General features: G+C 53.3%; 10 protein-coding genes and 1 CRISPR repeat array. Of the genes, 7 read left to right on the top strand and 3 right to left on the bottom strand.

The genetic code is table 11. The features are described 5' to 3' along the window. The first annotated feature begins 781 nt into the window (after window positions 1-781). Complete coding sequence (locus V5G20_RS05430; protein WP_051925291.1) at window positions 782-1294, top strand: hypothetical protein; 513 nt, start codon at window positions 782-784, stop codon at window positions 1292-1294. Window positions 1295-2080: 786 nt separating this feature from the next. Here V5G20_RS05430 and V5G20_RS05435 read toward each other — a convergent pair. The 3 genes from V5G20_RS05435 to V5G20_RS05445 all read right to left on the bottom strand — a co-directional run bounded on the left by V5G20_RS05435 (window position 2081) and on the right by V5G20_RS05445 (window position 5128). Continuing rightward, window positions 2081-3010, bottom strand: a complete 930-nt coding sequence (locus V5G20_RS05435; RefSeq protein WP_283858068.1) for an IS3 family transposase — start codon at window positions 3008-3010, stop codon at window positions 2081-2083. Then, a complete protein-coding gene (locus V5G20_RS05440; protein WP_025848869.1) occupies window positions 3001-3333 on the bottom strand; it encodes a transposase in 333 nt (110 codons plus the stop codon). The genes V5G20_RS05435 and V5G20_RS05440 overlap by 10 nt, the downstream gene beginning before the upstream one ends. A 329-nt stretch (window positions 3334-3662) precedes the next feature. Next, window positions 3663-4138: a CRISPR direct-repeat array (repeat unit 36 nt; unit sequence CTGAAAGTAGCTGTGATGCTGAAAAGCGTTTAGCAC). 264 nt (window positions 4139-4402) lie between these two features. Further along, window positions 4403-5128 (bottom strand): MOSC domain-containing protein, encoded by a 726-nt coding sequence (locus V5G20_RS05445; protein WP_003391799.1) that lies wholly within the window; start codon window positions 5126-5128, stop codon window positions 4403-4405. Window positions 5129-5341: 213 nt separating this feature from the next. Here V5G20_RS05445 and V5G20_RS05450 point away from each other — a divergent pair, with 213 nt between their 5' ends. From V5G20_RS05450 to V5G20_RS05475, 6 genes are read left to right on the top strand one after another with little or no spacing between them, the layout of a single operon-like run. Then, window positions 5342-7714: a DUF7408 domain-containing protein gene (locus V5G20_RS05450; RefSeq protein ID WP_122958212.1), complete on the top strand. Its 2373-nt coding sequence runs from the start codon at window positions 5342-5344 to the stop codon at window positions 7712-7714. Beyond that, window positions 7711-8637 carry an ABC transporter ATP-binding protein gene (locus V5G20_RS05455; protein WP_003391796.1) on the top strand — a complete coding sequence of 309 codons (927 nt, stop codon included), beginning with the start codon at window positions 7711-7713 and terminating at the stop codon, window positions 8635-8637. The genes V5G20_RS05450 and V5G20_RS05455 overlap by 4 nt, the downstream gene beginning before the upstream one ends. After that, window positions 8634-9524, top strand: a complete 891-nt coding sequence (locus tag V5G20_RS05460) for an ABC transporter permease (RefSeq protein ID WP_251237932.1) — start codon at window positions 8634-8636, stop codon at window positions 9522-9524. The genes V5G20_RS05455 and V5G20_RS05460 overlap by 4 nt, the downstream gene beginning before the upstream one ends. Beyond that, entirely contained in the window at window positions 9524-11332 is a 1809-nt protein-coding gene (locus tag V5G20_RS05465) for a hypothetical protein (RefSeq protein ID WP_338463246.1), read from the top strand. Before V5G20_RS05460 ends, V5G20_RS05465 begins: the two co-directional genes overlap by 1 nt. A 14-nt stretch (window positions 11333-11346) precedes the next feature. Then, entirely contained in the window at window positions 11347-12333 is a 987-nt protein-coding gene (locus tag V5G20_RS05470; RefSeq protein ID WP_171505796.1) for an AAA family ATPase, read from the top strand. Then, window positions 12330-13211: a DUF58 domain-containing protein gene (locus tag V5G20_RS05475; protein ID WP_243014962.1), complete on the top strand. Its 882-nt coding sequence runs from the start codon at window positions 12330-12332 to the stop codon at window positions 13209-13211. The genes V5G20_RS05470 and V5G20_RS05475 overlap by 4 nt, the downstream gene beginning before the upstream one ends.

Below are 13211 nucleotides of genomic sequence, written 5' to 3' on the forward strand. Positions count from 1 at the left end.
TGTAATTCTGCTGAAAGTAGCTGTGATGCTGATAAAGCGCTTAGTACGCCGAAATTGCTAGTGATTTCTCAATTGGTTGCACTCATTAAGAAACACTACCAACTTGTTCTCTAGTAGTAGGTTTCCGTAATCCTAACCGCTTCGTCCTAGTCTGTCGTGACCAAGTCAATAGCACAAAAACTCAATACTCGCCATGTCTGGATGCCACTTCCCCCCGTCCGTAGTAGGAACAATGCAATCTATCCACTTCGTATAGTTCCCTATCCTAGATAAAGAAGGACAATGGCGTTCCCCTCACAGCAATGACTTTCGCAGTAGGTAAACAGGATATTTATCTAATCTTTGTCTTCGAAGACCAATTTCTTGTAGGAGCTTGACCACTTACTTCAAAGCTCATTGAAGCAAGTTCCCCGCGCTATTCTATTCTCCATGAGAACCGGTTTTACGTCCTCTGCCCCCTTCCTGTACGCCCGGATCTAGCGCTCCTCGGGCCCTTTGATGTAATCCGACTAATCCAATAATATTTCCTGTAATTTCTAAGCAATGATTCCTTACACGATTCGATCCCTCGGTAAGCTCAAGCATCAAAATCTGTTCGGACTGGGATTCGTACATCTGGGTACAACGTCCAAGTGTGGAAGTTGGCACTATACGGAACGTCCGTTTCTGACTGGTCCGGAGGCTACAAGGAGGGATTCATGGGGACGAGACGGACAGCAAGCAAAAAGCGTCAGCTCTCATTTCGCTTGTCAACTCTTATGTGAGCCTGGGGGATCTTATCTTGGCTGACTATTATTTGAAAAAGTATGAACAGAGCGAATATGCCGATTTTCGAAAGAAGCATTTGCGGGCGCTTCTGCATGCGAAAAAAGGAGAACTTGATCAGGCTATTACCCTTTACCATGAGTGTCTGCATGAAGCAAAGCCGGATGGGCGTATTTCCATTGTGAGCGATCTTTTGGAAGCGTATTTGGAGAGCGGCGAGGACGACTTGATTAGGGAATTGATCGTATGTAAGGATCAGTTTTTGCCTGCGGACATTCTCGTCCATCCGCATCGGATCAAGCAAGCAGCGCGATACTACAAACGAAAAGGAGTCTGCCAACTCTCCATTGGGCAAATGGAGAAGGGCTTTCATAGCCTTCTTGAAAGCATGGGTTATTATCGCAAACTAGGAGCCAGTGACAAGGCATTTGAATGTATGGGTCTTTTCTTAAAGTACCATCGGTTACATGAGAAGAGTATTTCTTTTGAACAGATGGAAACTATTGAGAAGTTGTGTCATAATAGTTAAATAAAGGAAGGGAAGGCGTAAGTTATGAAAAAACTGTTAGTAATGCTCGCTTTTACTTTCGTTTTCACCACAACCACAATGCCTTCATTACTTCCGGATCAGAAAGGCCCAGGAGTAATAGTCAATGGAGCGGAGCCTGACTGGTAGGAAACATTGTGAAACGAAGCTGTGACGCCTCTCTCGTTTGAGAAAAGGCGTCTTTTTCTTGAACATTGATTCCGAACTTTGAGCGTAAAGTGATATTTTAACGGGGAGGTGTTTTTAACTTCCTTTCTAATTGTGACTTATCGGGGAGCTGGTGAGGTATGGACATTAGTATCTTTAGAGTAAGCGATCTATTGGGGATTGCTGTTGGAATATTCTTTTTCATCCTCTTCAAATACATGTTTACTAAAAATAGAACTACTTTACGGTATAAAGTTTGGGAGTATGTTATTCTTGTGATTGTCATTTGGGTGTTAAAATCACTTTTTAATATTTTCCTCTAATAGGTTGAACAATAGTAAGAAACCCTCAAAAAGGAGTTTGCGTTCTAATTTAGGGGATTGGACACGCTCCACCCTCGTAGTGGTGAACATTGTAATTCGATTCAAGCGGTTTAACCCCTTAAAATTTGAGTCTTTCTCCCTTATTCTCGCATTTTCATATGCTTCTTCCCTCCTTCAACCACCTAGGAGTCTAGGAAGGAAAACGCCTAGCGTCAAGGAGATCACTTGACCCCAGACGTTTTCCTTCCTGCTTGTCAGCTAGGTTGAAGTAGGGATCGTTCTGCAATCCTTTGCCATACTACACTTTCACAACAAATGGTGTAATGAGTTGCAAGGCAAAGGCTTTACCAAATTCTACAGGTGATAAATCGTACAAGCTTCCATGAATCCGTCGCTGATTATAAAAGAGCAGATAGTTTGTCACGATTTCATAGGCTTCTTGATAGCTCTGAAATTCATTCCGCTGCAAACATTCTTTCTCCAAAACACTGTGAAATGACTCAATGTGAGCGTTTTTATTGGGTGTCTTTGGAGGAATTCGCTCATGCACCGTTTGGAAATGCTGACAGGCTTCTTCAAAGGCATGGCTAATAAACTGTGGACCGTTATCCGTACGGATAACAGGGCGATCATCACAATTGAATTGCTGCCGTTTCCACAAAGCACGTTGGAGAATCTGAGCAGCATGTTTTCCTTCGCAGGTCAGTCCGAAATGGTAGTCCACGATCGCTCGATCATAGACATCAATGAGACTCATCAGGAAAAAGAAACGCTGTTCTCCTACGATAAATCCGTATTTTACGTCTATCTCCCACAATTGATTCGGAGCGGTAATCTCTCGGTTGTTTGCCAACTTTCGAGGATGTTTCCTTTTCTTTTGTCGTTGTGGTTGCAGGAGTTCTTCTTCTTTCAGCAAGCGGTAAACCTTTTTCTTGTTGATGACCAGTTGGTGGTCTCGCCGTAGGCAGACGGTAAGCTTTCGATATCCATAAGCAGATTCTTCATCGGCAATCAACTCGGATAGCCATTCTTTGATTTGTTCGTCACTGACAGGTTGTCCGTCTTTTGACAACGAATAACCGGGTATAGGTCTTCCTCCGTGATAAACGCGAGGTTTTTGGGAGGCTTTGTTTTTTCGGTAATAGTAGGTTGCTTCCAGGATGCCGACAATACGTAGCACTAGTTTGGCTGTGTACCCCAGCTGTATCCACTTGTCGGCTATTTCCATTTTGTCCGATAAGCTGGGTTCACCTTTTTTACAAGATCACGAAGGATCGCGATTTCCAAGTCCTTTTCTCCCAGTAATTTCTTCAGTTTATCATTCTCCGTTTCCAGTTCCCGAAACTCTCCTGGACTTGGTGTATAGCTTGTTACAGCTTTAGCTTCGGAAGACGTATTCTGCCAATCTGCGTGTTTGGAGTCACGTATCCATCGATACAGCATTTTAGGGTCTATCCCATGCCGTCTGGCTACTTGGCTAGCGTTTCCTACTTCGTGGGCTTCCTGGATCAATTGTTGTTTGAACTCGATTGAATAGCGTCTCCGTTGCATAAAAATATCCCCCTGTTCTTCTGATATCAGCTTAACAAGATAAGGGGGTATGACTCAAATCCAATTTTGGGGCTTAAAAGCAAGTACCAAGGTCATTCTTGAAACAGAACCTGAAAAAAGTATGATGAGGCCGTTACTGACAGGGTTTGGACGATTATCCTGTTTAGGTAGGTGCTTGAAAATTAGGAGGAATACTGGTAAATCAATAAGTATGGGTATTGCATTCCTATAAAAGAAAGGGCCTTTTGTAAAAAGTGAACCGCTTCGTCAGAGGTGCTTGAAATGAAGGGCGTCTTTCCCATATGTATCAAGGGTTTTTTGTGGAGGCTCTGAAAGTAGCTGTGATGCTGAAAAGCGTTTAGCACAAGTAACCGCCTAACACCGTGGTTACCGGGATGATTCTGAAAGTAGCTGTGATGCTGAAAAGCGTTTAGCACTTGGCGATCCCATAGCGCTCCTGCAACGGTCGCGTCGGCTGAAAGTAGCTGTGATGCTGAAAAGCGTTTAGCACGTCTCGATGTACCCGAGAAATTCTTTGTAGTCGTCTCCGCTGAAAGTAGCTGTGATGCTGAAAAGCGTTTAGCACGCCAAAAGATACTTCGTATGGCTCCTCTTCAACGTACCTGAAAGTAGCTGTGATGCTGAAAAGCGTTTAGCACATGGGAAGCAGGCTTTCTTTTATCTTTTAGAAACACTGAAAGTAGCTGTGATGCTGAAAAGCGTTTAGCACGAGATAGAGCGATTGATTGATAACGCGAACCATCATGCTCTGAAAGTAGCTGTGATGCTGAAAAGCGTTTAGCACCTCATGAACCTTTCGCCAAAAACGAAGAAAGCCACCGCTGAAAGTAGCTGTGATGCTGAAAGCGTTTAGCACTACATCTGCTGTCTCCTCCAAACGGTAAAACTTAATCTCCTGAAAGTAGCTGTGATGCTGAAAAGCGTTTTAGTCCACTGTCCATAAAGCTAAGGCGTGGCCCTGCAGCCAACAGCGGCTAGAAAGCCACGCCATGTACATGCCAATTTTAGTAATTCCGCCCCATACGCTCAGCAGACGCTCTCCGAAACATCACCCCAACAAACCCGCCACATCCCCAACCCGAACAACCCCGGTTTCAACCACAGCCGCATACACTCCAAAGCAAGCCTCCCGACTCGTCGCAAGCGTCTTCAACAAGCCAGGGTCAATCGAGTAATCCCCCGGATCAATATTGACCATCGAGCAGCGCTTGCACTTTTTGTACACTTCCACGACTACCTCGCCAATCTGAATCCGCCGCCCGATCCAGTCCTCCTCGGCAAATGGCACTCCATCTGCTTGCTCCAAGACGATATTAGGCCTGAAACGAAGGGGGTCCACCGGTTTTCCCCACATCTGCTCCAATGCCCGTACGGAAGCGTCTGTCACGATCAGCAGCTGCGCCTGATCGACGCCCATCAGCTCATCCTGCGGCGTAAAGGTGACGGGAACCAAAGGCCGTCCGCTGAGCTGCTCGATTTCCTTATGCAGTTCCTCATCTGTCCAAGGAACTACCCGCCCGTCCGGTGTTGTTATCCGAACATCGGGAAAAGACGTCTCATCCCCTTCACTGACGCAGGCAGCCTGATACTCAAGCAGCTTGGGGACATGCTTTGCCGTCAGGTGTCTGACCGGGCTTTTCTCGTCCAAAAATGCGCGGCTGCGGTCGCCGTACAGGCCGAACCGGGATACGGCAGCTTCCTGCAGGCTTTCCCCGCGAAACGACTTGACCGGATAGCGATGGATGGCACTGATTTTCCCTAGCGAATGTCCCATGTTGAAGTCTCCTTTTTGGTTTCTCGTCACTAACTGTATTCTATCTGTAGATCCAAATATACCTTAGACAAGTTGCGTGATCGTCCACATCTTTTTCAGTAAAAACGCTAATTTTTTGCATTTCTGAAACAACCTGTAGCTTTTCTTCCATATCATACGTCATAACTGTAGCACGTTATCTAATCAGACATGTCGTCGGTGGAGGTAGGAGAAATGAATCGAAAGAAGCCCAAGCAATGGCTCTTGGCCTTTTTGACGTGCCTGCTTTTGGTGGCAGGGGCGCCGGGCGGATGGACGCCAGCCGTGCAGGCGGAAGTGCCGGTGCAGCTCGGCGTGACGGCCGGGATTGGCGGCGATTACAAAGAAACCGGAATGGTTCCGATCCAGGTGACGGTTAGCAATAGCGGTTCGGACGTGGAAGGAAACCTGGTGGTCAATGTCAGCGACAGAGGAGGGGATTCCTTTTCTGTGGCGTACTACCAGCCAGTCTCCGTCGCCAAGGGGGCGACAAAACAGGTGACCTTGTCCGTACCAGGCAACCAAATCGGCCCCAATACATACGTAGCCTTTATGCAGGGCGACAATATTGTGGCCAAAACCTCCATCGGAGGAAGACGCTACAGCGGGGACGCGCTGTTCGTGGGCGTACTGGCTGCCAATCCGGATACAGCCAATTTCCTTGGAGCCATGCCCAGAGAGGCGTTTAACAACCAGGTTCGGGTCCTTCCGTTGAAAGCGGAGCAAATGCCCGTGGCAAGCACTGATTTGCAGATGATTGACATTTTGCTTCTAAATAACTTTGCCCTCGACAGCCTGAACAGCCAGCAGGTGCAGGCGATCCGCGAATGGACGACCGCAGGCGGCATGCTGATGCTGGCAGGCGGGGCTCATTACGGAAAAACGGCGGGCGAGCTGAAGGAGCTTTCACCTGTCGAGGTGACTGGCGTTACAAGCCTGACCTCCTTGCAAGCATTGACGGTGGAGAAGACCAATGCCCCTGCCCTGGACCGTCCGTTTACCGTAAGTACAGGTGCGCTAAAAAGCGGAACAGCTCTTTACACCGAGGCAGGAGTGCCGCTTCTCGCCACCCGTGCTGTCGGCAACGGGAAGGTCATGTATATCGCCTATGACCTTACCGAAGAGCCCGTGGCCAGTTGGAGCGGAAACAGCCGGTTCTGGGCTGACGCTTTGAAAAAGGGGTTCGGCTCCAATTTGAATCAGACACATCGCGACCCGATGGATTCCGTTTGGGCGCTGGACAATGCGGCTGACCGGATTCCCGCGCTGAAAATGCCCGACATGAAATGGCTCGCCCTCTTTTTCGGCATCTATGCGTTTGTGGCAGGGCCGATCCTGTTTTTCCTGCTCCGCCGCAAGCGGAAGCAAGGCCTGATGTGGGGGGGAGTACCCGCTCTTGCCGTAGTGACAGGTATCGGGATTTTCACGTTTGGAGCGCTGCAGCGGGGGACGACGCCGCTGTTGCATCAGGTCGGGTTTGTCGAAATGCTCAGAGATGGAAAAGCGAGCGCCAAGGCGGTCACAGCGATGTTCGTCCCGAGCAGCAGCGATTATGAGATCGTGGTGAAAGGAAACGGCAGAACGTGGCCGATCCTGCCATACCAATACGGCCAGGAGGAGCCGAAAGCATGGGTGTCGACCCAGCCGGACCAGGCCCAGGTGCAGTTCAAGGACGTGGAATTCTGGTCGATGCGCAAGGTCGGTACGGACCAGCACCTCTCCGATGTCGGGACATTCGAGTCTGATCTGGTCTTTACGAATGGTGCCCTGAAAGGGACGGTGACGAATAAATCGCCATACTCGCTGAGAAATGTCGTAGTGGCGGCGGATAACCAGACACAGAGCTTTCCGGAGCTGGCCCCTGGCCAATCGATACAGGTCGAGTTGAAATTCGACCCGTCCTCCCAGACCGTGACGGGCCGGGGCCGGAGCAGTGCTCGCTTGTTCCTGCCCTCGCCATACCAGGGCAATTACAATCCTGAGCCGAGCAGGGAAGAGATGATGGTGGATATTCTGGAGGACCGACCGAGATTTCAAAAGAATGCGCCGGTCATGCTGGTCGGCTGGATGGACGCTCCGGTCGTGGAAATGGACATGAAAGGAAGCCCGTTCAAGCCGTACAGCATTTCCCTGGTCACGGCACCGCTTTCTATCAAGCCTTCGCCGGACGGCTACGTCTATTACCCGACCAGCGCGTTTGATGCAGTGAAAACAGGCAGCTCCACAGAGGTGGATGATGTCGGCGACGGCTACATGATGCGAGCAGGCGACATTACGCTCGAATTTGAAACGAAAGCGCAAAACAAGAGCCTGCAGGTCGAAAAAGTCAACTTGTACACCTGGTCGGATGACAATACGCCCTTCGACAAACAGGTCTACAACTGGAAAACACAAACGTTTGATCCTTTAGACAAAGCGTTTGTGAAGAACGTGATGACCAAGGACAAGACGGCTGACTACCTCTCTGTGGAGGGAACGCTGCGCATCAAGTTCTCGCACAGCTTTGAAGATCACCGCCATCTCGGCACGCCGGTGATCAGCGTGGAAGGAAAGGTGATCAAACCGTGATCAAAATTGATAAACTTCGAAAACGATACGGAAAGATGGAAGCGTTGAAAGGACTGTCGCTGGAAATCGACAAGGGAACGGTTTTCGGCTTTGTCGGTCCGAACGGAGCAGGCAAATCGACCTCGATGTCCATTCTCGCTACGCTATTGGAGCCGACCAGCGGCAAAGCGTACGTGGGCGGCTATGAAGTGACCAGCCATCCTCGCCAGGTCCGCAAGCTGATCGGGTACATGCCTGACTTTTTCGGCGTGTACGACAATTTGACCGCAGAGGAATATCTCGACTTTTACGGCGCCAATTACGACATCCCTGTCCAGGAACGTCGGCAGATCATCCCTCAGCTGCTGGAGCTGGTCAATCTCAGCCACAAGCGGGATGCCTACGTCGACTCGCTGTCGCGGGGGATGAAACAGCGGCTCGGATTGGCCCGTTGCCTGGTGCACAATCCCGAGGTGCTGATTCTCGACGAGCCGGCCTCCGGTCTCGACCCGCGGGCGCGGATCGAGCTGCGCGAGATTTTGAAGGAGCTGCGCGATATGGGCAAAACGATTATTATCAGCTCGCACATTTTGCCCGAGCTTGCGGAGATGTGCGATGTGATCGGCGTGATCGAGGAAGGAAACCTGATCGCTTTTGGCAAAGTGGAAGAAATCTACGCCAGAATGCAGGAAAAGCGGGTTTTGCGCATCCGTCTCGTCGACCGGATGGAAGACGCACTGACCCACCTGAAGCAGCAGCCTCTCGTCTCGAACGTGACGAGAGAAGGAAACTGGGCCGTTGTCGGGTTTTCCGGCGATGACCAGCAGCAGGTCGAGCTGCTGCGCAGCCTCGCTCTGGCAGGCCTTCCGGTAGCCGCTTTCAATGAGGCGGAAGGGAATCTGGAAGAAATCTTTTTGGAAATCACCAAGGGGGTGGGCTCATGAACGTCTTGCGGCGATTTCGCAATCCCGTGCTGATGAACGAACTGAAATTGCGCATGCGGACCAAGCGCTCCCCGTGGATCATTACGCTGTATTTGCTGGTGCTGGGAACCGTGGCGCTGACCTTCGTCTTTTTGATGACCGGAGCGGGCAGCTACTACAATCCCAACGAGACCCGGGAGCTGTTCATGATGCTTTCGCTCATGCAGTTGGCGATGATTTGCTTTGTCGTCCCGGGACTGACAGCGGGCGTCATCTCCGGAGAAAGGGAGCGGCAGACGCTCAGCATCCTGCTGACGACCAATGTCAGCGCGACCAAGCTCGTGCTCGGCAAGTGGCTCGCTTCGCTCAGCTTTATGAGCTTTCTCGTGTTTGCCACGATTCCGTTGTACGCCATCATCTTTTTGTACGGGGGAGTTTCTCCGGCCCAGCTGCTGCAGGTATTCGCCTTTTATGTAGTGACCATGCTCGGCCTTGGCAGCATAGGTGTGCTGTTGTCCACGCTGATCAAGCGGACCGGTATTGCGACCGTGCTCAGCTACGCGCTCGTGTTTGGATACGGGGTAGGGACCAGCGTGCTGGCGGAAGTGATCCGGGAGTTTATCCGTTTCCAGCGCAATGCAAACAACATTACCGGGCCTTTTCCGGTCTGGCCCGATTTTTTTCACAGTCTAAACCCGCTGTTTGCCATGATGAGCATTTTTGAAGAAGGGCCCTTTCGCGGTCTTCGCCGGATGGCCGGCAGCAAGTACGCAGCGCTGGCGCTTGATCCATACGCGATTTACTGCTTGTTCTTTGCCGTTGTCACGATCATTTGTCTGGTGCTGTCGATCTATCTGATTAAGCCGGTGAAGCCGCGCTGGCGCAGGAAAGCCGCTACTGGGGAGTGATGAGCGTGTTTGGTCCTGAAAACAAGGATAATCTGCTGACGCTGCTCTCGCCGATCAAAAAGCGCGTCTTATACCGGGAGAGCGCCCGCTGGCTCGTGGCGGGGGCTCTATGGGGGCTGGGAGGAAGCTTTGTGCTTCTCCTCCTGGCTCGTCTTTTTCCCATTCCCTTCTACAAGTGGCTGGTGCTCGCCGCTGCCTTGGCAGGGGTTGCGGCTGGTATGGTGCGCCTCTGGAGGGCGCGGCCGACGGAGCGGGATTGTGCCCGGCTGGCCGACAGTCGCGGGTTGGCAGAGCGGGTTGCTACGGCGCTGGAGTATCGGGAGAACAGCTCTCCATTTGCCGCGGCGCAGCGTGAGGATGCTGTCAACCGGCTGCGGCAGTCTTTGCCGCATATTCTGGAGAGCATCGAGGTCTGGCCGATCATCCGCAAGCAGGCGTATGCGGCCGGAGGAGCGTTGGCCGTTTGCTTGCTGCTTCTGCTCTGGCCCAACGCCCAGGACGAGCGGCTGGCTCAGATGGCGCAGCAAAAGCAGGCCCAGGCAGCCGCCGAGGAATCGCTGAAAAAGCTCCAGGAGGAAGCAAAAGCCCAGGAAGGCTTGAGCGATGCCCAAAAGAAGCAGCTCGAAGAAATGATTGAACAGGCGAAAAAAGCGGTAGCAGAGGCCAAAAGCCCTGCGGAGCGGCTGAACGCGATGAAGGCGGCGGAAAAGCAGTTGGACAAGTGGAAGCAGTCCCAGGAACGGAAGATGGCCGGGCTGCAAAAGCTCCAGGAGACCATTGGCGGACAGCCGGGGCTGCAAAAGGTCGGAGCCGCGATGAACAGCGGGGACCGCCAAGCGATGGTTGATGCCCTGAAGGAATCGGCCAAAGCGGTTGAAGCGTTGAAGGCCGAAGAGCAGAAGGCTCTCGCTGAAGCGTTGGGCAAGGCGGCCGAGCAACTGGCAAAAGAAGGCCAGGCAGCAGGCGACGAGGAAGCGGCCAAGGCAGCCGAACAGCTTCAGGAAGCAGCCAAGCAGCTGGCCCAAGGAAATGTCCAGCAGGCGTTTGCTCCACTCGAGACCGGACTGGCGCAGGCTATGCAGCAGATGGCAGAGGCGCGCACGGCGGCACTCCTGGCCGCACAGTCGATGGCCGCGATGCAGCAGTCTCAGATGATGCTGGCTGGCGCTGGCAGCACGGCCAATGGCTCGGCTCAGGCTGGTGCAGGGGTGGCAGGAGGAGCAGCGGGCAGTCCGGGCGGAGCTGTCCCGGTCTCTGCATCGGCGGGAAACGCCCAGACAGGTACGGGGGCAGGCTCGCAAGCGGCAGCGGGCGGAACGGCAGCCGGAGGAGCTGGAAGCGACGGCTCGGGAAATGCAAACGGGCAAGGCTCGCAAAATGGCAATGGCTCAGGCAACGGCAATGGTGCCGGAAACGGGAATGGAAGCGGAAACGGCAATGGCAATGGCAATGGCAATGGAAACGGATCTGGCAACGGAAATGGTTCAGGAAACGGCAGCGGCTCAGGCAGCGGTTCCGGCAAAGGAGCCGGTGCAGGTCTCGGCCAGGGAAGCCACGAGCTGGTGACTGTCCCGTCTGCCCGCATCGGGGGCGAGGGGCCGGTTGACACGGTTGGCGGACCGCTCGGGGAGGGCGCTTCCCAGTCCCGCCAGACCGGGGCAACGCAGGTATCGTCCGGGGGAGCGCTCCCGTACGAGGAAGTGTACGGACAGTACGCCGAGTTTGCCCGGGAGAGCCTGGAGAAAAGCTCCATTCCCAGCGATTATCAGGACGTGGTGAAAGAGTATTTCAGCAATATTGAACCGTAGGGGGAAGTGAGCATATGGCAGAGCAACAAGCATGGGAAGAATGCCTCCAGCGAGTGGAGAGAGTTCGCGAGGAAATCGGAAAGGTTCTGGTTGGCCAGCGCGAAGTCGTTGACCAGCTGCTGTGGGCGGTATTTGCAGGAGGGCATGCACTCTTGGAGGGCGTGCCGGGACTGGGGAAGACCCTGCTGGTCAAGACGCTTTCGCAAGCGTTTGAGCTGTCCTTTCAACGGATTCAGTTTACGCCCGACCTGATGCCGACGGACATTACCGGCACGAACATTTTGAGCGTAGATGAAACGGGACAGCAGTCGTTCCAGTTCCAAAAAGGACCGATTTTTGCCCACGTCGTTCTGGCGGATGAAATCAACCGGGCGACGCCCAAGACGCAAAGCGCCCTGCTCGAGGCAATGCAGGAGCGAACCGTTTCCGCGGGGGGCGTGACTCGGGCGCTGCCCGATCCGTTTTTTGTTCTGGCTACGCAAAACCCGCTGGAGCAGGAAGGGACGTATCCGCTGCCGGAAGCCCAGATGGACCGCTTCCTTTTGAAAATAGAAGTTCCGTTTCCCACGGCGGACGAGCTGAAGGAGATCGTGCTCAGGACGACGGCGGGCCAGGGAGCTTCTGTCGAGAAAGTGGCATCGGCGCGGGAGATTGCCGATATTCAGCAAGCGGCCCGCGACATTCTCGTCGCAGATGCGGTACTCAGCTATGCGGTGAAGCTTTTGCTGGCGACCCATCCGGGCGAGCAGGCGATCCACTCCGTCAACCGTTATGTCCGTTCCGGTGCGGGGCCTCGCGGCGTGCAGGCGATGGTCGCCCTGGCGAAAGTGAGAGCGCTGCTATCCGGCAGATTCAACCTTTCCTTTGAGGATATTGACGCAGTCGCCTTGCCTGCTTTGCGCCACCGTGTCTTCCTCAATTTTGAAGGGGAGGCAAACGGAATTCGCCCGGATAGCATCGTCCAGGAGATTCTGGCCGGATTGGAGAAGGAACGGGCATGAACAAACACCTTCTGGACCCGGCCTGGCTGAGCCGATTGGAGCGTATGCAGGTGCTCAGCAGACGGTTGGCAAGCGGCACCCAGGTCGGGAAACGCCGTTCCAGGCAGACCGGGAGCTCGCTTGAATTCGCCGATTACCGGGCCTACGCGCCTGGAGACGACCTGCGCCAGCTAGACTGGAATGCCTATGCGAGATCGGGCAAGCTGTTCGTCAAAAAGTTCCTGGACGAGCAGGAGCTGCACGTCACGCTTTACATTGACTGCAGCAAATCGATGGGCTACGGGGAGCCGCCCAAGCTGGAGCGTGCCGTGCAGCTAGCAGCGGCCCTCGGGTACATCTCCCTGTGCCATCTCGATTACGTTTCGGTGTACGCCTTCGACCGGGAGATCATCGCCTCCTTGCGAAATTTGCAGGGAAAAAACAAGGCGGCACAGCTTTTTGACTTTCTCGCCTCGCTTTCGGTCCGTGGGACGGGCGATCTGGAGCAAGCGCTGCGCTCGCCCGGTGCTGTCCACGGCAAGACGGGCGTTTCCCTCGTTCTGTCCGACTTCTTGTTTGAATCCGGCTACGAGGACGCAATCGCCTATCTGCAGGCGACCCGGCAGGATGTCACACTGGTGCAGCTATTGTCCCGGGAAGAGCGCGAACCCGCGTACCAGGGGGAGCTGCGCCTGATCGACAGCGAGACGGGGGCGGGTAAGGAGATTTCCGTAACCCACGTCTTGATGGACGAGTATCGGAAAACGGTCCGGGATTACCAGGCCGCACTCGCGCAATTTGCTTACCGCAGGGGGATTTCCGCCGTCGATGTAAAAACGGAGACGCCCCTGGAGGAAGTTGTCTTTCAAGTATTTCGGCAAGCAGGAATGATTCGCTAG

It is taken from the genome of Brevibacillus borstelensis (assembly GCF_036700025.1).
Lineage (GTDB): Bacteria > Bacillota > Bacilli > Brevibacillales > Brevibacillaceae > Brevibacillus > Brevibacillus borstelensis.

What these genes read in the sequence shown, in the direction of transcription:
- V5G20_RS05435 (WP_283858068.1), bottom strand. Translation starts at nt 3,010, where the DNA reads ATGGAAATAGCCGACAAGTGGATACAGCTGGGGTACACAGCCAAACTA.
- V5G20_RS05440 (WP_025848869.1), bottom strand. Translation starts at nt 3,333, where the DNA reads ATGCAACGGAGACGCTATTCAATCGAGTTCAAACAACAATTGATCCAG.
- V5G20_RS05445 (WP_003391799.1), bottom strand. Translation starts at nt 5,128, where the DNA reads ATGGGACATTCGCTAGGGAAAATCAGTGCCATCCATCGCTATCCGGTC.
- V5G20_RS05450 (WP_122958212.1), top strand. Translation starts at nt 5,342, where the DNA reads ATGAATCGAAAGAAGCCCAAGCAATGGCTCTTGGCCTTTTTGACGTGC.
- V5G20_RS05460 (WP_251237932.1), top strand. Translation starts at nt 8,634, where the DNA reads ATGAACGTCTTGCGGCGATTTCGCAATCCCGTGCTGATGAACGAACTG.
- V5G20_RS05465 (WP_338463246.1), top strand. Translation starts at nt 9,524, where the DNA reads ATGAGCGTGTTTGGTCCTGAAAACAAGGATAATCTGCTGACGCTGCTC.
- V5G20_RS05470 (WP_171505796.1), top strand. Translation starts at nt 11,347, where the DNA reads ATGGCAGAGCAACAAGCATGGGAAGAATGCCTCCAGCGAGTGGAGAGA.
- V5G20_RS05475 (WP_243014962.1), top strand. Translation starts at nt 12,330, where the DNA reads ATGAACAAACACCTTCTGGACCCGGCCTGGCTGAGCCGATTGGAGCGT.